Raw genomic sequence first — 19809 nt, forward strand, 5'->3', positions numbered from 1 at the left:
CGGCCGACAGGAGACTCCTGCGGGTATCTCCGATACCGGGAGCCGGACATGGCAAAGCCCCCGGAATCGCGAGATTCCGGGGGCCCAGTGTGGTGAAAGCGGGTGGCGTCAGCTCTCGGTGGAGCCGTCGGCGGTGGAATTGTCCGTGCGCCGTCGGCGGGCCACCACGAGGGCGCCTCCGCCGACGGCGAGAAGCACTCCGGCGCCGCCGATCAGCCACGGGGTGGCGTCAGCGCCGGTGTGCGCGAGGGCGCCATCGGGCGCGGGGGCCGCGGTGCTCGACGCGGTCGCTTCGGAGGCCGGGGTGTCCGAGGCCGAGGCGGACGGCTTCGGGGTGTCCTCGTCCTTGCCAGGCTTGTCTGGGGTCGGCTTGGTGGTGGGGTCGGTCGGCTCTTCCGTGGGCGGCGGGGTGGTGGCGGTCTTGGCGTTGCTGACGGTCACGGTCACGGGATCGCCCGGCTTGGCCTTGAACGCCTTCGAGGGCTTGTAGATCTCGTAGCCCTCGGGCGCCTTCACCTGCTTGACCCAGAAGTCACTGCCGGTACGGGAGTTGATGGGCAGCTTGCCGCTGGCCGTGCCGTCGGAGCCGGTGGTCAGCGTCAGTAGGGTCTTGTCTCCGCTACCGATGTTGACCGTGGACCCGGCCAGCAGCTTGCCGGTCTTGTCGTCCTTGGCCTTCAGCAGGACCGAGGCGTCCTTGAACGGGTCGACGATCGTGAGTGGTGTGTCAACGCCGGGGGTGACGATCACGTCCTGGTCGTCGACCGTGTCGTGCAGAGGGCTGCCGCTGGTGACCTCCTTGAGGCGGTAGACCCCCGGCGTGAGGTCCTTGAAAGCGAGCTGCCCCTGGGCGTCGGTCTTGCCGTTGGCGGCTTCCTTGCCCGCGGAGTCGAACAGGGTGAAGGACGCGCCGCCGAGCACGTCGCCTCCGGGGTCCTTCTTCAAGATGGCCACGCCGCCGGTCTCCGCCTCGGCCGCGTTGCGCGGAGTCGAGGACGTGGACGTGGACGGTGTGGGCTCGGTGCTCTGGGCCGATGCGGTCGGCGCCCAGGACAGGTTGCCGGTCACCGCAGCGGCGACGGCTACAGCGACAGGGAGGGTGCGAGCGGAACGGATGCGCAAGAAGGGACTCTCCAAGGGATACGGGCGGGAACAGGTGAAGGTGGGTGGGCTCAGCGGGAGCGGCCCGGCGTCGGTCTCGGGGGCGAGGCGGCCGGCCCGCTCGCCGGGTGGGAGGGCGCGGTGATGGCGTAGCGGCGGGCGGCGGCACGGACGAGTTGCTGTTGCTGCTCGACGGGCAGCTGCTCGATGCCGGCCAGGCCCTGGGCGATGCCAAGTCCGAAGGGGGATCCGACGTCGAGGCCGGCGGCCTGAACGATCTGCGCTGCGGCCTCGGCTTCGACGAGGACGCCGTAGGAGCTGGGGATGCCGAGCATGTGCTCGGCGTGGTCGCGGGCGCCGTCGAGGAGTTCGGTGAGCGGGATGTCGTCGTTCAGGCAGTCCTCGACGATGTCGAGGAGGGTCAGCGTGGCGCTGTGCAGCCGGTCGCGGAAGTCAGGGTCGGTGAGCCAGAAGCCGTTCGGGCCAGGCGGCGGGGGCGGGCCGTGGACCGCGGTGGTCGGTGGCGGTGGTCGTCGGTGGGAGGGGAACCAGCGAGGTGGGGACATCCACAACTCCGTGGCGAGGTGGTGGTCAGCGGGTGCGGGGTGAGCTGGTGCTGGGAGTGGGCTGGGCGACAGGTAGGGCAGACGGTCGGGACACGGCCGGCGGGGGCGAGAACCAGAGGTGGGCGTACTGCTCGATCGCCGTTCGCAGCCCTGTGCCGTCCGCGCCGTGCCACGGCGGCTGGCTGATGTGGGCGTGCCAGTCACGGATGACGGCGTAGCCGTCTTTGCCGGCCACGAGGTCGCGGGCAGCATCGCGGCGGGCGAAGGTTCCGTGGTCAGCGAAACGGAGGATCGCGGTGTCGAGGACGCCCTGGTCAGGGTGGATGACGCGCAGGCGCAGTCCGTTGTACTCGCCGTGGCGGATGGTGGGGGCGAAGTCGATCCGTAGCCGCAGCGGCGAGTTCGGCTGCGGGGCTGCGTACAAGGCGTCGCCGACGATGGCGTACTGGTGGAGCGGCAGTTCGAGGACGTCATCGAAGAACTGCTGTGCGTGCAGGGCCACGTAGTCTCTCTTGAGCGAAGGTGATCTGATCGGTCAGCGGCGGGGGCCGGAAGGCCGGGCTGGCAGGGCTGCCGACGGAGTTGTGGTGGTGCTCCAGCGCGGGACGCTGCGTGTGGTCAGCGCGGGCGCTCGGCGGGGGTGACCTGGACGGACAGGTGCCGGTACGCCTCGGTGGAGCGGGTCTGCGCGGCCTCTGCGCTGGGTCCGGTGGTGATCAGGTAGCCGATGCGGGCGCTGAACATGTCGCCGTCCGGCGGGAGCACTAGCCTTTCGCCGGCGTCGCGGTGGAAGGTGACGCGCTCGAGCCAGTCGGGGCTGTCGGTGAACTCGACATCGAGGCGCCGCTCGGTGAGGGTGCCGGAGTAGGCGGGGTAGATCAGCCGGATTGCTGCTGCCTGACTGCGTGTTGGGGTGAGGTCGGGCAGCACTCCGCAGGCGATGTCTGCGGCGGCGCGGGCCAGGTCGACGCCGGTGGCCAGGTGGACGAGGTGGCCGATCATGTCTCCGGCGATGCGCGCGTTGACCTCGATCAGGCGCGGGCGGCCGTCGACGATACGGATCTCGACATGGCTGACGCCGTCGGTGACGCCGACGGCGTCGAGGGCCGCGACGGCGACCGGCGCCACGTCGGCGAGCAGCGGGTCGTTCGCGTCGACCACGTGCGCCAGTTCCTCGAAGAAGGGCGGCATCCCGACGGTCTTGCGGGTGAGGGCGACCACGGTGGTCTGCCCCTGATAGGTGACGCATTCGACGCTCACTTCCGGGCCGTCGAGGTACTCCTCGACCAGGACCTGGGTGCTCTCGACTCCGTGGCCTGCGGTCTGCGCGGCGAAGGCGTATGCGGCGGGGAGTTCGTCGGCTGTATCGACGCGGATGACGCCCATGCTCGCGGCGTGCGCGGCGGGCTTGAGGACGACGGGGTAGCCGATCAGTGCGGCGGCATCGGCCGCCTCGTGCTCGGTGCGCACGTTCACCGACACGGCGGAGGGCACCGCGTGGCGGGCGAACAGCGTGCGCGAGGTGTGTTTGTTGCGGCAGCCCTGGAGTGCCTCGGGAGCCGTGGTGGGCAGGCCGAGCTGGCGTGCGAGACGGGCGACGGGGACGAGGTACCACTCGGTCCACGTCAGCACACCGGCCAGCTCGTGCCGCTCGGCGAGCTCGCGCCCGGCCGCGGCCAGTGCCGCCTGGTCGGTGGGGTCGGCGACGGCGTAGTCGAGGAGGAACTCCTTCTCCCAGGTCGGCTCGGCGCCGGAGATCAGGACGACGTCGTAGTGGGCGGCGACGTTCGCAAGGCACGTACCGCGATACGCGTGCGCCTCCATGTCGGCGGCGGCAACGGCCAGGACGACGGGGCGAGAGGACAACAAGGCTCCAAACAGTTGCAGGGCAAGGGGAATTGAGGCAGGCGACCGGTGTCAGGGGGTGCGGCGGCGGCGCAGTTCGAAGGCGCTCGCCCAGTGCGGGTGGTCTTCGATCAACTTCCTGGCGTAGAGGGCGGTGTAGTTGTTGTTCAGCCCACGCACGCCCGTCGGCAGTTGCCAGCGCAGGTCCTCGAACAGCGCCTTCAACCCGATCTTGGTGGCTCCTGCGGCGAGCCGGTCGGCCGTCAGGCGCTCCAACGCGCGGTAGACGTACGGGTGCTCGGCGTCGAAGGCCAGGAACCGGTCGGTCAGCGTGGGGCGTGAGCCCGCCCGGAACGAAGGTCGCGATATCGGCAGGAGCATCTGGTCGGCCGGGGCGTAGGACGAGGACATGGCGGATCTCCGTGAGGTGGGCAGGAAGGTGATCGGGACGGTCAGGCGAATGAGGTGCGCAGGGCGGGGGTGGCGCGCAGCCGGGAGAAGGCGACGAACAGGCCCGCGGCCTGGAGCACGGCGCAGAGAGCGATGACATGGCCGAGCTGAGCGGGCGACACGATGGCGACGAGGACGCCTGCCATCGGGAAGGGCAGCAGCAGCACCAAGATCGTTAGGGAGAGGGTGGCGCCGAATACGTCTGCGGGGATGAGGCGGGAGCGCAGGGTGCGCAGCACGACGGTCATGCCGCCCTCGCCGGCCATGAGGACGGCGATCAGGGCGAGATAGGCGTGGTAGGTGCCCGCGAAGGAGACGGCCAGGCACGCCGTGGCGGCGATCGTGGCGGAGACAGCACCGACCGGCCACAGGCCGAAGCGGTCAATCGCCCGGCGGCACAGGAGGACAGCGCCGAGTGAGGCGACGGCCGCGATGGACCAGATGAATCCGACGTCGGCTGTGGAGTGGCCGAGCTGCTTGACGATGATCACCGGGGCGGCGGCCTGCAGCAGACCGACGGCCAAGTTGGACACGGTCAGTCCGGCCACCAGCCAGCCGAGCGTCGGCAGCGCCCGCAGGGTCGACCATCCGGTGCGCAGTCCCTTCAAGACGGGCTGCGGCACCTCGGGCTCCTGGCGGAGGTACTGGCGCGGGGCCAGGACGCTGGTGAACAGCGAGAAGACGGCGATCACCGTCAGCATTCCGGCTGCTCCGGCCCACTGGAGCAGGAGGCCGGCAAGGGCGGGGCCGGACAGGGTGGCGACCTGGTCGATGCCGAGGAGCACCGACTGCACCCGGTGGGCGCGGGTGCCGGCCTCGCGGCTGGCCACCCCGCCCGCGGTCTCGACCGCGATGTACGAGCACTCGGTGAGGATCCCGGTGGACGCGGCGAGCACCATGACCGTGACCGTCGCCCCGAGCCCTGCCTCCTGCGTCGGAAGGATGAACGCGGCGGCCAGGACGACCAGGGCCCGAGCAACGGAGGCATAGCGGAGCACGGAGGTGGTCCCGTGCCGGTCGACCAGGGCCCCGGCGAAGGCGAACGCCCCCAGTCTCGGAATCCACTCCAGCGCGAAGGCGAGGCCGGTCAGGGCCGCGGAGTCGGTGGTGGCCAGTACCAGCAGCGGGATGCCGTACGTCGTCATGGCGAACGCGGCGGCGTCCGTGCTGCGCGGCAGGTAGATGCCGCGCAGCAGGGTGGGGACCGGGCGGCGGGCATGCCGCGGTCCGACTCGGGATCTCACGCAGCGCGCCCCGCTTCCGCCGCCTCCTGGGAGGAGCGGGCGTCGGTGTGGTTCAGGACGCGGGGGTTCGCCTGCAAGAACTCGCTCAGAACCTGATGTGGCGCCGACGGTTCCAGCGTCGAGCCGGACGCGTGCGGGCTGCGGCTGTTCAGCTGGAGGGTGTGCTGGACGCGGGTGACGAAGTCGGTGCTGGTGTCGGGGAAATGGCGTGTGCGTGCCCAGCGGGCCGCGGTGTCGTACAGCTCGGCGAGGGCCTCGCCGCTCTCGGTGAGCCGGTAGCGGTCGGGGGCCTGCTGATCGGCGTGGACCAGGCCGAGATCGCGGGCGATGTCGATGGCGTGGCGCAGTTGCCCGGGGGTGAGGTCGCCGAAGGCGCCCTGCAGGCTGCCCTTCTGGTGGCTGATGGGGCCGTTGTCGTCGATCTCGGTCACCAGGCGTATCAGGCCCGGCAGGGTCAGGATCCTGATCGCGCGGCGTTCATGCAGGAGGTTCTCGGGCACGGAGCGGTTCATCGGCGCGGGCCTCCTGCCGGGGAGATCGGGCGGGCGGGTATCTGGTGGGAGAAGAGGTCGCCGGGCAGCCACGCCGGGCCGTCCGGGGTCGTGGTGGTCAGGGCGGGACGGGCCGCTGGTGCCGCCGGAACTGCAGGCGCCGGGAGACGGGGTGGAGTGGTGGCCCACGGGCCGGAACGGTTCTGCGACGGGGCGATGCTCTGCCCCCGAGACCGGCGGGCATCGGCCTCGATGGACGGAGCGGTCGCCCAGGCGGAGATGGCCTCGAAGACGGGGGCGAGTGCCCGTCCGCTGGCGGTCAACTGGTAGCCGCCCGTTCCGCTGGTGGTGACCAGGCCGTCGGCGACCAGGCGCTCCAGGGGCTTGTAGACGGCGTTCAGCCCGTAGTCCGGCATGGCCTCGGTGGCCACGGTCTTGGCGGTCGCGGTGCCGCGGGCCTGCAGGGACCACAGGATCGGGGTGGTGTGGCGCGGCGCGAGCAGGGCGACGGCGTCGTCGATGTTCTGGGCCGGCGCGATCCGCTCGGGCTCCATCTCGCCGGTGTGCTTGTTGGCGACCAGGTCCTTCTCCAGATATGTGTCGCCCCAGGCCGCGATCACCGAGAGGACTGGCAGCAGCGCGGCACCGCGGCTGGTGAGGCCGTAGGTGACGTGGCGCGGGGCGTACTCCGTGCGCTCGACCACGCCGGCGTTCGTGAGGTGACGCAGCCGGGGATGGAGCTGGCCATCGGCCAGCCACGGCAGCCGGGGCTTGAACTCGGCGTAGCGCAGCGGCTGGGAGGAGACGGTCATCAGCACCCACACGCTCCAGCGCGGGGCGAGCAGGTCCAGGGTTTTGGTGACGCCCAAGAGATCGTTCGGTGTGGCGGGGGGCGGCGCGGTGGTGGCCAAGATGGGGGCTCCTCAAGCGGTGCGGGTGGATCAGCGGGTGCGGGAGGTGGTCGCCGTCGGGGCGGCGGGTACCGGCGGAGCCGGGGGTTGGGTGCCTAGGCCGGGCACGCGGCGCAGTCCGCCCAAGACCGCGGTGGTGCTCTTGGCGTAGGCGTCTCGGGTGGCGACGGACTCGGCGATGCGGCGGGCGCAGTCGAGGATGTGGCCGGCGCTGAACCGGCTGATCTCCCTGTCAGGGGCGGTGAGTTCACGCAGCCGCTGCAGCTGGAAGGCGATGTTGCTTTCGGCGAGGGCCAGGTCGCTGTGGTTGCCGGTCAGGGCGGCGAGCAGGGTCGTGTCGGGGGTGGTGTCGGCGAGGGCTTCGAGTTCGGCGAGCGGCTGTCCGTACAGCGCCTCGATGCGTTCGGCGACGAGCTGGGAAACGGCGTGGGACGGTGTGTCGGGCTGGGGCAAGCGGTGACTTTCAGGGGTGGCGCATCCGCGCCGCCCCGGCGCGGGGTGCGGCCGGGGTGGGCGGCGCGGCGGCGGTGATCTTCGGGCTCAATGCGGGGGTCAGGGCTGCCAGTTGCGTCGGGGGCGGCATGGTGCGCAGCAGCTCGTCGAGCGCGGCGGTGTAGCCGTCTCGGCCGGCCAGTGCCGCCTCCAGCCAGTCCGCGTCCCACCGCAGATCGCTGGCGGACGGATCGCCCATGTCTGCGTCGGCGGCCGTCACGGCATGGACGCGATCTCGGACGCGGGCAACCTGTTCTTCGGCGATGGCGAGGAAGCTCCGCAGTTCCAGTGCGCGCTGCAGTGCGGCATTGGCCTCGCCGCGTGCTGCCTGCGCGTACAGCTCGGCTACGTCGGCGCCGAACGCTTCCTGCAGTGCCCCGTCGCGACTGGTGGGCTTGTCGATGACGCTCACCGTGCCGCCCCGTATGCCGTGGTGTCCCGCGCGCTGGGCAGCGTGGGCGGGGAGGTGGGCAGGGCCGGAGCGCGGCGGGCGGCGGGGGACGCGCCACGCCACACGCCGGGGCCGCGCTTTCCGGGGGCGTTGGGGTCGAGGAGGTAGGTCACCACCATGGCGCGGCCGTCGCGGGAGGCGACAGCTGCGTTGACCTGGTGGGCCAACTCCATGACGGGGTCGTCGAGTACGTCGGGCGGCTGGGTGCCCAGGGCCTCGACGAGCGCGTCTTCCGCGATGTCGAGCGCCTGCTGCGTTTCGGTGAGCAGGCCGTACCAGTGGACGACGGTGGTGGCCTCGGGGTTGGCCTGCGGTGCCGCCTGAACCGCCCGGCGCAGGTCGGCGAGCGGCATCTGGAATCGGTTCTCGATTTGCTCGGTGATGACGCGCATCACGTCTTCGCTGGCGTCGAGCACAGGAATTCTCCCTTCTCTTCGGTAATTCGCGTGCGGGCACGGGGAATCGACCCCATGCCTTGGGGTGGGAATGCGGAATGCAGCCCCAGGCGGGTGCCGGGTGGGCTGAGAACAAGAGTCCGGAGAATCCCCGGTTTCGGTAACCGGGGATTGCGTGTTACGTTCCGCGCCACTTCGCACACGGCAGATGGCATTCCGCCGGGGTCGGCGCGGGAAATGCCTTCGCGCTAGCGGGAGTTCAGCGGCTCGGTCCGCGCGGCGGCGCGGGGAGAGCCGGCAGTCCCGGGGCAGCGGTGGCGGGCCGGGCCGCCGGTGAGGCCGTCGGCAGCGGGGGCTCCTCGCCGTTCCAGTGCGCTTCCCACCACTGAGTGGCGGACTCGAAGGTCTGGAAACCGCCCTCGCGCAGGGTGTACGTCCAAGCGTCGCTGTCGACTTCTTCGAGCAGCACGCGGAAGGGCACCGCCGCCTTTTCGTCGAGGGCGCGCAGCATCACGGTCGTCTCGATCGGATCGCTGTCGTGGGTGTAACTGATGAGTAGGGCGAAGTGGTCGCCGTCGCTGCGCAGCCGCTCCTCCAGAACACGGGTGGCTTCGTTCGCGGGCGTGTTGCCCATGCCGTCGGCCAGGAGGATCTTCTCCTCGGGACAGCCGCGGGCGATTAGCCAGGACTGGGCCATGGACGGCAGGGGCAGTTCCGCGTGGTCGAAGCGGTAGGTGCGTGTCGTCGGGTCGCGTTTGAGATACAGGGCGACGAGTTGCGGTTCCCCAGGGATGCCCCAGGTGACGGCTCCGTTGTGCATCAGGTAGAAGCTGTGCTCGGCGTCGTCGCTGTGGTGCTCGGCGAGGACGGCCATCTGGTCCTGCTCGATGCCGATGTGCCCCCAGAACTGATCGGCGACGTGGTCGTTGACGGCTTCGTATCCGTCGAGGCGGAAATCGGGTTCGTAGCTGGGCATCGGTACTTTCGGTCGTGTCGCCTTCGACGCCGTGCGTGCGGCACAGACGTCCTGTTCAGCGGTGTGTACGGGAGACAGCGGGGACTGCCAGCGGCAGGGGCGCGGGCGTGGTCCCGGGCGGTCCGGCGCGGCGGGGTGCGGTCAGCACGGCTCGGCCGGCGTCGGTGAGGGTGACGGGCTGCCCGGCCTGCACCGGGTGCGCGGTGTCGCGCTCCACCAGGCCCATCTCCTCCAGGCGCTGCAGCTGGGCGTAGGAGATGCGGGTGCGGGTGGGAGTCGCCACCGCGAGGCGGTGGGTGACGAGGTGCTCGTGCAACTTGGCGCCCTGGGCGATGGCGAGCAGGGCCGCGACGTCCTTCGTCGCGATCTGTCGTGGCGCCTGCCGAGGAGCGGCGGCCTCGATCGGCTCCAGCACCGCGGCTGCCGCGGTCTGCTTCGTATCGCGTACGTCGGCGGCCTCGGCCAGTTGAGCGAGGGTGCGATTGATCCGTGCGAACAGCGCTTGGTCCACCGATAGTTCGCTGGTGGCGAGCCGAGCGAGGCGGACGCGATAGAAGGTGACGTCCCGCTCGGCCACCACTAGGTCGCGATGGGCATCGGCCAAGGCCGCGTGCGGTGCGTCCAGGAGTCCGCCGTCGCGGTGCCGACGTAGCTCCTCGACGCTGTAGCCCACAGCGGTTTCGATCCGGTGATCGAGGGCGGTGGGTATCTGTCGGCCGGAAGGGGGTGAGGTCATTGCAGGGCGGCTTTTGGATCTGGGGCGAGCGCGTCCAAGGCGACACGGATCTCGACGTACGGGCCGTCACGGGTGTGCCGGGTCGGTCCGAGGCGGTCGAGGATCCGGAGCATGGGCGCGTTCGACGCCTGCGTGAACGCGGAGAGGGTGTGGCCTCCTCGCGCGCGAGCCAGGCGGGCAGCATGCCGGGCCAAAGCCGTGCCGATGCCCTGCCGGTGACGGTGGTCGACCACCTGCAGCCCGAGGTCGAAGACTCCCAGCTCCCGACTGACCGGCCCGACGCAGACCAGGGCCAGAGGCCGCTCGTCTGCGTCGAGTCCGATCCAGCACTGCGCGTGGGCGAGCAGCCAGGACAGGTCGCGGGGCGTGAGGCGGGTGCGGCCCCAGCGGCGGAACAGGTTCTGCTCGGAGCACTGCGCGTGGAAGGCGGCGACCAGGTCCCAGTCCGCCTCCGCCACCTGCTGGGTCCGCGTGAGGGCTGGATGCGTCAGCAGGAGCAACTCGGGCGGGCAGCCAGCAGGTCGGCGCGTCGATAGGCCCGGTAGCGGCTGCCGTCAGTGGCCCGCGGCTTGCGGGGCTGGACTCCGTAGGTGCGCAGGAGCAGGCCCAGCCGCAGCGGGGTGAGGTCGGCGTAGCGCCAGCGTCCATCGGCCTGACCGGGCAGATCGCGCAGGCGCTCAACCAGCTCTGCGGTGCTCACGTACTGCGGGGAACCCTCGTCGTCGAAGACGTCGAGGCAGGCGTGGACGATCGTCTGCGGGCGGCTGGGGCAGGTCAGAAACTCTTCGCAGGCGTCGTCGTGGGGGTCGTCGAAGTCGTCCGGGCCCTGCAGGTCTGCGAAGTCGTCGAATCCTTCGAAGTCCGTGTCGAAGTCGGGCTCCTCGTCGTCCTCCGGTTCGTATTCGGCCGGGGACGCGGGCTCGTACGCGGCGGCGCAGCAGCAGGAGGTGGACAGGAGCGCGCTCAACTCGGCACCGGCTGCCATCCGTTCGACCAGCAGGTCGGTCAGTGTGTTCAGCTGCTCAGTGGGGCTGACCCCGGGAAGGTCGGCGGCGGCTAGCTCATCGAGCTGCCGGTCGAGTTCCTGGACCTCGACGAACACGTTGAGGATGGCGCGGTGGTGCGGGTTCTCGGTGACCTGGGTCGGAGCGAGTACGGCGGCGGCGACCTGGTCGATCAGGGTGGGGAACTGCGTCAACGAATGGGGCCCTTCAGGGTCGGGGGCAGTGCGGGTCGGGGAAGGCCGGGGATCGCGTAGGGCGCGGGTCCCGGTTTGGGGACGGGCGGGCGCGTGCCCAGCTGCGGCGAGCGGGTGCGGGCGGCGTGGGTGCGTTCACCCAGGGGGCGTCGGCGGATGCCGAGGCGGGCGCGGGCGGTGTCGTACACGTCGTGCGCCTCGCGCGGCCGTACGGCCACGACGTGGATCTCGGTGGTGTGCGTGGAGTTCGCGGGCGCCGGCCGCTGGGCGTAGACGATGCGCCATGCGTTGCGGTGATCGACGTAGACCTTGCGGCATCCGGCGAGGTCGCGGGTGAGTTTGGCGCCGAACAGGCGGGCGTTGACGATGTCTTGGAGCTGGGAGAGCGCCAGGTCGCGGATGTCGCCGGGGGCCTGGAGGAGGTCGGTCAAGGCGCGGGGGTCGAAGGACAGGCCGAACGCCGGCCGGTCCTCGTTGCCGGTCATCCGTCGGCCTGGCCGGGCTCGCCGGTCTCCTCGTGGTCCTCGTGCTCCTCGGTGGCGGTGGTGGTCCGGTTCGAGGGACGAGGGCCGGGCAGCAGGCGGTGAGCGGGCCGGTCCGGATCGGTCATGCACGCGGACAGCGGTCCTCCGGCTGCTCGGACGGTGGCCATGGCGTGGGTGAGGAAGTCCCGGTGCCACACGAACAGTCCGGACAGTCCGGCTTCGGCGTCCTTGTGCTGCTGGTAGGCCAGCCACAGGGCGTGAAGCCAGGCGACGACGTCGGCGTGCTCCTGCCACTGCTCGCACCACGGGGCGGCGGTCGTGACCTCCGCCCCGTAGACCCGGAGGAGGAAATCGTCGACCCAGTCGCTGAGTGCATCGAGTTCGTCCTCGTACTCCTCGTCCTCCAGCTCGAGGATCGGGCGCGGTTCGGGCGGTGCAGGCGCCGCAGGTAGGCCCGCGAACCCCGGCAGCCCGTAGGCGGCGAACGGCGAGTCCGGTGACGGTGGTGCGGCGGCGAGGCTGTCGATCTGGCGGGCGTGCTCTGCGGATCGCGCCATCAGTTTGGCGACGTTCGCGTTGACGCTCGCCAGATCGACGTCCGGCATCCGGATCGGCTCCGTCTCGCCGTCCTCCGAGGGGAAATGGGAGTCGGGTATCCGGGCCCGTTCCGTCTCCGCGTCCTCCGGTGGGTTTATGGATTCAGGCACGAAAAAGGGCCTCCTTGGGCCGCGGCCATAGGGCGTGAATTTCGGCTCCAACGATCCAGAGAATCCCCGGTTTCGGTAACCGGGACTTCGCTGCTATAACGCTGCGCGCGGCGCGGCGCGGCACGCATAGAACGCGCCGCAGGCCGCGCCGCTCGGCAAGGTCAGCCTCAGGCGGTGAGGGTCAAGTCATCCTGGGAGAGGGTCTGTTGCAGCGTTTCGGTGAGACGGTCGGCGGCGATCTCGGCGTAGTGCTTGGTCTTCTCGACGCCGATGAAGTCGCGCCCCTCCAGCAGGGCAGCGACCCCGGTCGAGCCGGAGCCGCAGGTGAAGTCGAGCACCGTGCCGCCTTCCGGAGCGATCTGCACCAGCTCGCGCATGACGGAGACCGGCTTCTGCGTGATGTGCTGGCGCGCCTTGCCGCTGGGCTGCGAGGCGCTGTAGAGGCCGGGCAGGTAGACCGGGTTGCGGGCGGCATCGATCGGGCCGTTGGACGCCCAGACGATGAACTCACAGTTTTGCGTGAACCTGCCGCGCTGCGGCCTGGCCTGCGGCTTGTGCCAGGCGAGCACACCGCGCCACAGCCAGCCGGCGGCCTGGATGGCGTCCGTCGTGATCGGAAGCTGCCGCCAGTCCGTGAAGATCAACGCGGTACCGCCGACCTTGGTGAGCCTGATGGCCTCGGTCATGGTCTGAGTCAGCCAGAAGCCGTAGGAGCGCTGGTCCATGTTCTCGCCGGTGAAGTCCGGCAGCTCATGCCCGGCGTCAGCCGAGGTGTACTTCTGCTTCGCGGACCGGGAGGTGCGCTCCTTCGCCGTCCGCCCACCGCTGTTGTACGGCGGGTCGGTGATGACGGAGTCGACGCAGTTGTCCGGAAGCTCAGCGAGGACGCCGAGCGCGTCGCCCTGGTGCAGAGAAAAAGGCAAAGAAATACCCCAATTCGGGTCGTGTGAGATGAGGGAGAGACACTCCAGCTCGCCGATATGACGCCACAGGACCGAATGCGGGCGGACGGCTCCGCGGTCTGCAATGTGAGGGGGCGAGGGGAGGAGCCAAAACTGTAGGGCACGATCCCCGGTTGAGCGCTATCGCAGCCGAAAACCCCGAAATAGAGCCTTGATCGGAGACGATTTCGGCAACCGGGGATCCGCCCTTACTGTTTTGGAACTGCCCGGCGAACACCGCCGATGGCGCATCCCCGCCCCTGCCTTCGTGGAGGTATCCCCATGTCCTGGCACACCTGACCCGACGCCCTGTGCCGTTGCGAGCAGCAACTCGCAACGACACCCGGGCCACCTGAATTGCCCACCACCCGGACGTCGCGCCCTTTCCTCAACGACGCACGCGCCGCCGGGACTTCACCAAGGACCCCGCTGTGACATCGCTCTACCCTCTCCTGCCCGCGATCCGTCCGCCGGCCCGTGACCGCCTTCCGGGAGGCGGACCGGATTGAAGGGCATAGCCGCCGGCATCGGCGTCGTCGTCCTCTCTCCGCTCCTGCTCGCGGGCACCGCCATGATGATGGCGTCCTCCAGCGAAGCCACTACCACCGCATCGTTCAGCGGATGCCTGACCGGCATCGACGCCGGCGAGGTGACCAAGGAAGTCACCAAGCTCCTCGACGGTGCGTCCGGCAGGGACATCCACATCCAGGGCCTGGACCTTCCGGCCGAGCAGATCCCCAACGCGCAGACCATCGTGGCTACCGGCATCAGCCTTGATGTGCCCAAGAAGGGGCAGATCATCGCGATTGCCACCGCGATGCAGGAATCACGGCTGCGCAACCTCAACTCCGGTGACCGGGACAGCCTCGGCTTGTTCCAGCAACGCCCCAGCCAGGGGTGGGGAACCGCGCAGCAGATCCGCGATCCGGTCTACGCCTCCGAGCGCTTCTACAAGGCCCTGCTCAAGATCGACGGCTGGCAGCAGATGAAGGTCACCCAAGCCGCCCAGGCCGTCCAGAAGTCCGGCTACCCCGACGCGTACGCGCAGTGGGAGGACCTCGCCACCGCGCTGCAGCAGGCCATCGCCGCCACGTTCCCGAACGCCGACAAGGACAAGCCCACCAAGGACAAGGACACCGAGTCCAGTTCCGGCGGGTGCACGCCGGACAAGGACGGCACGTCCTTCGGGCGGATCCCCGAGGGCAGCGTCCCGAAGGGCTACAAGATCCCCAAGGACGCCGCCCCGAAGGCGCGCAAGGCCATCGAGTGGGCCATGCACCAGCTCGGCACGCTCTACCAGTGGGGCGGCTCGTGCACCGACTCCCACGGCCCCGACCCAATGGGCCGCTGCGACTGCAGCTCGCTGATGCAGCAGGCGTACGCGCACGCCGACGTCAAGCTCACCCGCACCACGTATACGCAGGTCAACGAGGGCAAGGCCGTCTCGGCGAAGAACCTCAAGCCCGGTGACCTGATCTTCAGCCGCGGCACCGCCGCCCGGCCCGAACACGTCGGCATGTACATGGGCGAGGGCCTCGTCATCGAGGCGCCGCGCACCTCAAAACCGGTCCGGATCACCCCGATCAAGGACTGGGACATTCTCGCCGTCCGCCGCGTCCTCTGACGCCGCGCGCCGCCCGGACACCTCCCGGGCCGCGCCCGCCGGGCCACTTCTCGAGCCGCGAGCGCACCCCTCTCCTCCCTCTCTCTTCCCTTCCGCCGGCCCCTGCACGGCCTGCGCACGCAAGGAGCCCCGCCACACCCATGCCCATACCTCTCGCAGACCGCGCCGCAGTCCTCCTCGCCTACGACCCAGGCATCTCCCCCAAGGGCGGCGGCCTGCCCGGACTGAGCGTGCTGAAGAACGTCGTGAACAGCATCAACATGTTCGGGATCGTCGCCGTCGTCGGCGCCCTGGCCGTTTCCCTCGGCGTGTGGGCCTGGGGCCACCACACCGGTGGCCACCAGGCCGAGGCCAACGGCAAGAAGGGCGCGGTCGTCGCAGCCGGCGCCGCACTCGGCCTCGGCGCCGCCAACGGAATCGTGGCGTTCTTTTCCGGCCTGGGGTCGCAGGTCCACTGATGCCGAAACGACTCCCCTCCCTGTCCGGGTACGGCGTGACCTGGTCCGCTAACAAGCGCGTCGCGATCGGCGCCCTGGTCATCACCGCGCTGCTCGCCATCGCCGCGACCGCCGCCTGGTTCTCCGGCAACGGCGAACACAGTCAGAACGCCAAGACTCCGCCAGCGGCGGGCAGTTCCTCACCCTCTGAGGCCGCGCCCGCCCCCGCGGCCGGGTCGGGGTCGGTTCCCAAGCCGCCGCAGATCGCCGAACCAGTCGCCTTCGCCAAGGCCGCGGCCCAGATGCTCTGGTCGTACGACACCCGCGACACCAGCCGTGACCAGCAACTCGCGGGCATGCAGGCGTGGATGACCAAGGAGACCAAGTACGCCGACTGGACATCTGTCTCCGGCCAGGTGCCCGACCCGCTGCTGTGGTCGCGCATGGCCGACCAGGACCAGCACGCCACCGGCACGGTCACCGAAGGCCACTACCCCAGCGCGTTCAAGCAGGCCCTCGCCGATGACCCGTCCGCGATCACGAAGGCGTACATCTACGTCGTCACCGTCAACGGCAAGCAGCAGATCGAGTGGAAGAAGGGCGGCGGCGGAGCCGAGGACCGCGCCGTGACCCTCGCCGTGCAGTGCCGGCCCAACCACGACTGTTCCCTGGTCGCCATCGCTCCCAGCGTCACGCAGTGACCTGCCCGACCTCCAGAAAGGAGGGATCTTCCCTTGGACTTCTGCGGCCTCCCCCTCGCAGACAAGCTGTGCGCAGTCGGCGAAGCGGTTGATTTCGCATCCGACCCCGGCAAGGCGATCGGTGACTGGATGGCCAAGAGTTCCGGTGAACTCGCCGCTGCTTCCGCCGATTTGGCTGCCGAGGCGGTCAACAAGACGACCAAAGTGGACTTGAACGCGGGCTGGTTCGTCGACAACTACGAGATGTTGCTGCCGATCGGCCTGATCATCCTCGTCGGAACCTTCTGTGCCCAGCTCGTCCGGGCCGCGTTCAAGCGAGATGGCCAGGCCCTGACGCAGGCGTTCACGGGCACTGCGGGCGGCGTCCTGTTCGCCTTTGCCGCTATCGCGTGCACGACCGTCGCCATCGAGGTGGTCGATGCTCTATCAGACGGGCTGTTCAAAGCCTCGCACCTGAACATCGAATCCGCGGTACGTCGCATCGTGAAGGTCAGCATGATCCCGGGCCTTGCCGGACTGGGCTGGCTCGTCGCGGTGTTCGCCGGTCTCGGTGCCGCGATCGGGGCCGTCATGTACTGGTGCGTGATGATGGTCCGCAAGGTCGGCATCCTCGTCATGGTCACCCTCGCCGTGTTCGCCGGGGCCGGCGGCGGCTGGGAGGTCGCCCGCCGGTGGCGCCGCGGATGGATCGAGGCCACCGCCACCCTCGTCGTCTCCAAGCTCCTGATGACCGTGATCTTCGTGCTCGGCATTGCCGCGATGGGTAAGACCGAGGCCAAGGACGGGATCGGCGCGCTCGCCGACGTCTTGGCCGGCATCGTCATCATGGTCTTGGTGCTGCTCTGCCCGTACGCCACCTTCAAGTTCGTCCACTGGGCGGCCGAGGGCACGGACGGAGAATCGATTCACCGCGCCGGTGGTGCTGGCGCCCAACTCGCCAAACAGCACGCCGAGAAGGCCACCCGCAAGGCCGCCGCCATGGCAGCCACCGCCGGAACCGGCGGCGCGGCAGCCGGAGCGGGCGCCGCCCAGGGGCCCGATGCCGCCGGCGGCGGCGGATTCCCCGGCGACATCGCCGCCAACCCCACCGGAGGCGGCGGCCAGGAAGGCCAAGGCTCTCAGGGTTCCGGAGGCGACGGACTCAAGAACGGCCTCGAAAAGGCCGTCCAGCCGCCCCCGACGAGCCCCAACGACGACACCAGCGGCCAGGTAGGCGGCGCGCCCGGAGGCGGCGGCGGTTCCGCATCGCCCCCCAGCGGTGGCAGTGGCTTCATGTCGCAGCCCGGTGCTGGCAGCTCCACGCCCCCGCCGCAGGGTGCCCCGCCGGCACCTACCTCGACCGGCACCAGCGGGACCGGCACACCGCCGCCCCCGCCGACCGGCCTGTAGCTCCCGCCCGACTCCGGGGCGGCACGCGCTGCGCACTACTCGCCGCGTGCCGCCCCGGCCATCGCCCCGCGCACCCTCGGAACGGCCCTTGTCTGATCTCACCGTCACACCGCTCACCGTCAAATTCCCCCACCGGTCCAGGCGCGGCATTCTGCTCGGCCTCTCCCTGCCCCAACTCGTCCTGGTCTCCTGCGCCTTGGCGCTCCTGCTGGCCACGGTGGTATCCACCGGCCTGCTCGGCGCCATCGCCCTGACCCCGCTGTGGGCGGTGGTCGCCGCCCTGGTCGCCATCCGCCGGCACGGCCGCTCGCTGATCGACTGGACGCCGATCGTCCTGCGCTTCGCGCAGCGGCGCCGCACCGGGCAGACCCTGTGGCTCGGCCGGCCCGTCACCCGCCCCCGCCAGGACGGCGTCCTGCACCTGCCCGGCACCGTCGCCTCGCTGCGTGTGGTCACCCCCGGCGACTCCGCCAACGGCGCCGCCGCCGTCCACGACCCGCACCAGCAGACCCTGACCGCCATCGCCCGGGTTTCCAGCCGGGCCTTCGCGCTCCTGGACCCCGCGACCCAGAACCACAACGTCACCGGCTGGGGACGGGCCCTGGCGGGCATCGCCCGCACCGGACACGTCGCCACCGTGCAGGTCCTGGAACGCACCGTCCCCGACAGCGGCGACACCCTCGCCCGCCACTGGAGCCAGCAGGGCCACCCCGAAACCCTGGTGGCCGGGCAGGTCTACAGCGACCTGGTCGCCTCCGCCGGACCGGCCGCCGCCCCGCATGAGGCGTACCTGGCGATCTCCCTCGACCTCAAGGCCGCCAAGCGCCTCATCAGCCAGGCCGGCGGCGGACTGCCCGGCGCCTTCACAGTGATGGAACAGACCACGTCCTCCATCGCACAGGCCGCGCGCAGCGCCGGACTGATGGTGACCGGCTGGCTCAGTGCCCGCGAGATCGCAGCCGTCATCCGCACCGCCTACGACCCCAAGGCGCTCTCCGGACTGCAGCAGTGGTCAGAGTCCGGCCGGGCCGAGGCCGACCCGGCTGCCGCCGGGCCGGTGGTCCAGGTCGAGGAGTACGACCGGCTCACCACCGACTCCGCCCGGCACGCGACGTATTGGGTCGAGGACTGGCCACGCACCGAAACATCCGCGGGCTTCCTCCACGGGCTGATGTTCACCGCCGGAGTCCGCCGCACCCTGTCCCTTATATACGTGCCCCAGGGACTCGAATCCGCGATGCGCGACGTGCAGCGCAAAAAAGCGGCGATCATCGCCGACGCCAACGAACGCTCGCGACGCGGACAGGTCGACTCCGAAGCCGACAGCGTCGAGTACGCCGACGTCAAAACCCGCGAACGCCAGCTCATCGCCGGCCACGCCGACGTCGCCCTGACCGGACTGCTGACGGTGTCCGCCGAGACCGACGCCCTCCTCGACGCCGCCTGCGCACAGATCGAAACCGCCGCCGTCACCGCCCAAGTCGACCTGCGGCGCCTGAACTTCCAACAGCCCGACGCCTTCACGCTCGGCGCCCTCCCACTCGCGCGCACCGCTCTTTAGTCCGCCCCCGGCGCCAGCCGACGTCCTGCCATCGCGGCAGGAAGGAACCCTTCCCCTTTGACCTCTGCCAACCCCGTCGGCGACGCGTACCCGTACCTGCGGGCCGCCAGCGCCGGCATCCGCCACCATGCGCGCACCATCGCCCCGCGCGCCCAGCACCCCGCCTCGTACGCGGACCGCGTGCACCTCGACGTGCTGCACGCCCACCTGACCGCGCTGCACCAGCTGCTCGACCAGCTCGCCGAGACCACCCGGCCCCCGCATCCCGCCGCCGGCCGACAGCTCGCCACCGCACACATCCGGCTGTGGCAGGCCACCGCTGCCGTGCACGACGCCTTCCACCTCCTGCCCGTGGCCGACGAGACCTCGGCGGGTACCGAATGCCACCCCGAGCGACTGCCCGAGGGGCCGCTCGTCCTGACCATCTGCCAGCGCCACCTCGCCGCCGGACACGTCGTACGCCGCAAGACCACGCCGGCCGACCTCAACACCCCGGCACCCGGCCACACCACTACCTGCAGCCAGTAACCCCCACCACCGAAAGGCCCTGCATGCGCACGCTCAAGCGCTCCACCTCCACCGCCGTCATCATTGCCGCGCTCGCCGGCACCGCAGCCCTGGCAACCGCCGCACCGGCCTCCGCCGCCAGCTACCGCTGCACCACCAGCGACTACACCGTCGACGACCCGTCGTACTCCGGCCCCGACTCCGACAACTGGGATCTGACCGTAAAGCTGTGCGCCAAGAGGAGCGGCGGCTACATCTACACCACGGCGACGGTCTATTGGGACGGCCCCTACTCGTCCAAGCAGAACAACAGCGGCACCCTCAACAAGGCACGCTTCCACCTGCAGACCAAGAAGAGCGTCAGCGGCCCGGACAAGGTCGCGAAGTACGCCAACTACACGGGGCTCGAGAACGCCCTCGAACACAGCAGCAACGGCGGAAACGGCTCCTACGAGACGGGAACCCTCAAGTACCCGGTGGGCAGCGGCGGCTACCTCGCCGACGGCTATATCGAGCTGGACTGGTCGGGCGACGGCAAGAGCTACCAAGCCCCGATTCTGTTCGACGCCTCCCCGGTCATCTGACCCCCGCACCGCATCCA

General features: G+C 70.3%; 25 protein-coding genes. 7 read left to right on the forward strand and 18 right to left on the reverse strand.

Annotation, left to right across the window (positions count from 1 at the left end; genetic code table 11):
• Nucleotides 1-108: 108 nt before the first annotated feature.
• The 18 genes from OG430_RS14010 to OG430_RS14095 form a co-directional block, all read right to left on the reverse strand.
• Complete coding sequence (locus OG430_RS14010; RefSeq protein ID WP_327352813.1) at nucleotides 109-1122, reverse strand: SpaA isopeptide-forming pilin-related protein; 1014 nt, start codon at nucleotides 1120-1122, stop codon at nucleotides 109-111.
• 50 nt (nucleotides 1123-1172) lie between these two features.
• A complete protein-coding gene (locus OG430_RS14015; RefSeq protein WP_327352814.1) occupies nucleotides 1173-1667 on the reverse strand; it encodes a hypothetical protein in 495 nt (164 codons plus the stop codon).
• Between the two features lie 25 nt (nucleotides 1668-1692).
• Nucleotides 1693-2169, reverse strand: a complete 477-nt coding sequence (locus OG430_RS14020) for a hypothetical protein (protein WP_327352815.1) — start codon at nucleotides 2167-2169, stop codon at nucleotides 1693-1695.
• Nucleotides 2170-2285: 116 nt separating this feature from the next.
• On the reverse strand, nucleotides 2286-3491 hold the full coding sequence (locus tag OG430_RS14025) for an ATP-grasp domain-containing protein (protein WP_327359086.1): 1206 nt from the start codon (nucleotides 3489-3491) through the stop codon (nucleotides 2286-2288).
• Nucleotides 3492-3584: 93 nt separating this feature from the next.
• The gene (locus OG430_RS14030; protein WP_327352816.1) at nucleotides 3585-3923 is read right to left on the reverse strand and encodes a hypothetical protein; all 339 of its coding nucleotides are present in this window, start codon (nucleotides 3921-3923) and stop codon (nucleotides 3585-3587) included.
• A gap of 41 nt (nucleotides 3924-3964) precedes the next feature.
• Nucleotides 3965-5206 carry an MFS transporter gene (locus tag OG430_RS14035; protein ID WP_327352817.1) on the reverse strand — a complete coding sequence of 414 codons (1242 nt, stop codon included), beginning with the start codon at nucleotides 5204-5206 and terminating at the stop codon, nucleotides 3965-3967.
• The gene (locus OG430_RS14040) at nucleotides 5203-5718 is read right to left on the reverse strand and encodes a hypothetical protein (RefSeq protein WP_327352818.1); all 516 of its coding nucleotides are present in this window, start codon (nucleotides 5716-5718) and stop codon (nucleotides 5203-5205) included. Before OG430_RS14040 ends, OG430_RS14035 begins: the two co-directional genes overlap by 4 nt.
• Nucleotides 5715-6608 (reverse strand): winged helix-turn-helix transcriptional regulator, encoded by an 894-nt coding sequence (locus tag OG430_RS14045; protein ID WP_327352819.1) that lies wholly within the window; start codon nucleotides 6606-6608, stop codon nucleotides 5715-5717. The genes OG430_RS14040 and OG430_RS14045 overlap by 4 nt, the downstream gene beginning before the upstream one ends.
• A gap of 30 nt (nucleotides 6609-6638) precedes the next feature.
• Nucleotides 6639-7061, reverse strand: a complete 423-nt coding sequence (locus OG430_RS14050; RefSeq protein WP_327352820.1) for a hypothetical protein — start codon at nucleotides 7059-7061, stop codon at nucleotides 6639-6641.
• 10 nt (nucleotides 7062-7071) lie between these two features.
• Nucleotides 7072-7512, reverse strand: coding sequence for a hypothetical protein (locus OG430_RS14055; RefSeq protein WP_327352821.1), 441 nt, complete (start codon nucleotides 7510-7512; stop codon nucleotides 7072-7074).
• Nucleotides 7509-7967, reverse strand: a complete 459-nt coding sequence (locus OG430_RS14060) for a hypothetical protein (RefSeq protein WP_327352822.1) — start codon at nucleotides 7965-7967, stop codon at nucleotides 7509-7511. Before OG430_RS14060 ends, OG430_RS14055 begins: the two co-directional genes overlap by 4 nt.
• A 238-nt stretch (nucleotides 7968-8205) precedes the next feature.
• On the reverse strand, nucleotides 8206-8922 hold the full coding sequence (locus OG430_RS14065; RefSeq protein ID WP_327352823.1) for a hypothetical protein: 717 nt from the start codon (nucleotides 8920-8922) through the stop codon (nucleotides 8206-8208).
• Between the two features lie 55 nt (nucleotides 8923-8977).
• Nucleotides 8978-9658, reverse strand: a complete 681-nt coding sequence (locus OG430_RS14070) for a hypothetical protein (protein ID WP_327352824.1) — start codon at nucleotides 9656-9658, stop codon at nucleotides 8978-8980.
• Nucleotides 9655-10116 carry a GNAT family N-acetyltransferase gene (locus tag OG430_RS14075; RefSeq protein ID WP_327352825.1) on the reverse strand — a complete coding sequence of 154 codons (462 nt, stop codon included), beginning with the start codon at nucleotides 10114-10116 and terminating at the stop codon, nucleotides 9655-9657. The genes OG430_RS14070 and OG430_RS14075 overlap by 4 nt, the downstream gene beginning before the upstream one ends.
• A 29-nt stretch (nucleotides 10117-10145) precedes the next feature.
• Nucleotides 10146-10856: a DUF3631 domain-containing protein gene (locus OG430_RS14080; RefSeq protein WP_327352826.1), complete on the reverse strand. Its 711-nt coding sequence runs from the start codon at nucleotides 10854-10856 to the stop codon at nucleotides 10146-10148.
• Nucleotides 10853-11341: a hypothetical protein gene (locus OG430_RS14085; RefSeq protein WP_327352827.1), complete on the reverse strand. Its 489-nt coding sequence runs from the start codon at nucleotides 11339-11341 to the stop codon at nucleotides 10853-10855. The genes OG430_RS14080 and OG430_RS14085 overlap by 4 nt, the downstream gene beginning before the upstream one ends.
• On the reverse strand, nucleotides 11338-11946 hold the full coding sequence (locus tag OG430_RS14090; RefSeq protein WP_327359087.1) for a DUF4913 domain-containing protein: 609 nt from the start codon (nucleotides 11944-11946) through the stop codon (nucleotides 11338-11340). Before OG430_RS14090 ends, OG430_RS14085 begins: the two co-directional genes overlap by 4 nt.
• Before the next feature lie 269 nt (nucleotides 11947-12215).
• On the reverse strand, nucleotides 12216-12971 hold the full coding sequence (locus OG430_RS14095; protein WP_327352828.1) for a DNA-methyltransferase: 756 nt from the start codon (nucleotides 12969-12971) through the stop codon (nucleotides 12216-12218).
• 523 nt (nucleotides 12972-13494) lie between these two features.
• Here OG430_RS14095 and OG430_RS14100 point away from each other — a divergent pair.
• The 7 genes from OG430_RS14100 (at nucleotide 13495) to OG430_RS14130 (ending at nucleotide 19792) form a co-directional block, all read left to right on the forward strand.
• Complete coding sequence (locus tag OG430_RS14100; RefSeq protein ID WP_327352829.1) at nucleotides 13495-14613, forward strand: C40 family peptidase; 1119 nt, start codon at nucleotides 13495-13497, stop codon at nucleotides 14611-14613.
• 140 nt (nucleotides 14614-14753) lie between these two features.
• A complete protein-coding gene (locus tag OG430_RS14105) occupies nucleotides 14754-15071 on the forward strand; it encodes a DUF6112 family protein (RefSeq protein WP_327352830.1) in 318 nt (105 codons plus the stop codon).
• Nucleotides 15071-15751 carry a hypothetical protein gene (locus tag OG430_RS14110; RefSeq protein WP_327352831.1) on the forward strand — a complete coding sequence of 227 codons (681 nt, stop codon included), beginning with the start codon at nucleotides 15071-15073 and terminating at the stop codon, nucleotides 15749-15751. The genes OG430_RS14105 and OG430_RS14110 overlap by 1 nt, the downstream gene beginning before the upstream one ends.
• 33 nt (nucleotides 15752-15784) lie before the next feature.
• Nucleotides 15785-17140 carry an SCO6881 family protein gene (locus OG430_RS14115; RefSeq protein ID WP_327352832.1) on the forward strand — a complete coding sequence of 452 codons (1356 nt, stop codon included), beginning with the start codon at nucleotides 15785-15787 and terminating at the stop codon, nucleotides 17138-17140.
• 88 nt (nucleotides 17141-17228) lie between these two features.
• Complete coding sequence (locus OG430_RS14120) at nucleotides 17229-18701, forward strand: SCO6880 family protein (protein WP_327352833.1); 1473 nt, start codon at nucleotides 17229-17231, stop codon at nucleotides 18699-18701.
• A gap of 57 nt (nucleotides 18702-18758) precedes the next feature.
• Nucleotides 18759-19229, forward strand: a complete 471-nt coding sequence (locus OG430_RS14125) for a DUF6238 family protein (RefSeq protein ID WP_327352834.1) — start codon at nucleotides 18759-18761, stop codon at nucleotides 19227-19229.
• Between the two features lie 23 nt (nucleotides 19230-19252).
• Entirely contained in the window at nucleotides 19253-19792 is a 540-nt protein-coding gene (locus OG430_RS14130) for a hypothetical protein (RefSeq protein WP_327352835.1), read from the forward strand.
• The last annotated feature ends 17 nt before the right edge of the window (nucleotides 19793-19809 follow it).

Origin of the sequence: Streptomyces sp. NBC_01304 (genome assembly GCF_035975855.1) — a bacterium.
GTDB lineage: Bacteria > Actinomycetota > Actinomycetes > Streptomycetales > Streptomycetaceae > Streptomyces.

Bases quoted from the DNA above. Each gene is read 5' to 3' on its own strand.
- OG430_RS14015 (WP_327352814.1), bottom strand. From the start codon at position 1,667: ATGTCCCCACCTCGCTGGTTCCCCTCCCACCGACGACCACCGCCACCG.
- OG430_RS14025 (WP_327359086.1), bottom strand. From the start codon at position 3,491: ATGGAGGCGCACGCGTATCGCGGTACGTGCCTTGCGAACGTCGCCGCC.
- OG430_RS14030 (WP_327352816.1), bottom strand. From the start codon at position 3,923: ATGTCCTCGTCCTACGCCCCGGCCGACCAGATGCTCCTGCCGATATCG.
- OG430_RS14040 (WP_327352818.1), bottom strand. From the start codon at position 5,718: ATGAACCGCTCCGTGCCCGAGAACCTCCTGCATGAACGCCGCGCGATC.
- OG430_RS14065 (WP_327352823.1), bottom strand. From the start codon at position 8,922: ATGCCCAGCTACGAACCCGATTTCCGCCTCGACGGATACGAAGCCGTC.
- OG430_RS14070 (WP_327352824.1), bottom strand. From the start codon at position 9,658: ATGACCTCACCCCCTTCCGGCCGACAGATACCCACCGCCCTCGATCAC.
- OG430_RS14085 (WP_327352827.1), bottom strand. From the start codon at position 11,341: ATGACCGGCAACGAGGACCGGCCGGCGTTCGGCCTGTCCTTCGACCCC.
- OG430_RS14090 (WP_327359087.1), bottom strand. From the start codon at position 11,946: ATGCCGGACGTCGATCTGGCGAGCGTCAACGCGAACGTCGCCAAACTG.
- OG430_RS14105 (WP_327352830.1), top strand. From the start codon at position 14,754: ATGCCCATACCTCTCGCAGACCGCGCCGCAGTCCTCCTCGCCTACGAC.
- OG430_RS14110 (WP_327352831.1), top strand. From the start codon at position 15,071: ATGCCGAAACGACTCCCCTCCCTGTCCGGGTACGGCGTGACCTGGTCC.
- OG430_RS14130 (WP_327352835.1), top strand. From the start codon at position 19,253: ATGCGCACGCTCAAGCGCTCCACCTCCACCGCCGTCATCATTGCCGCG.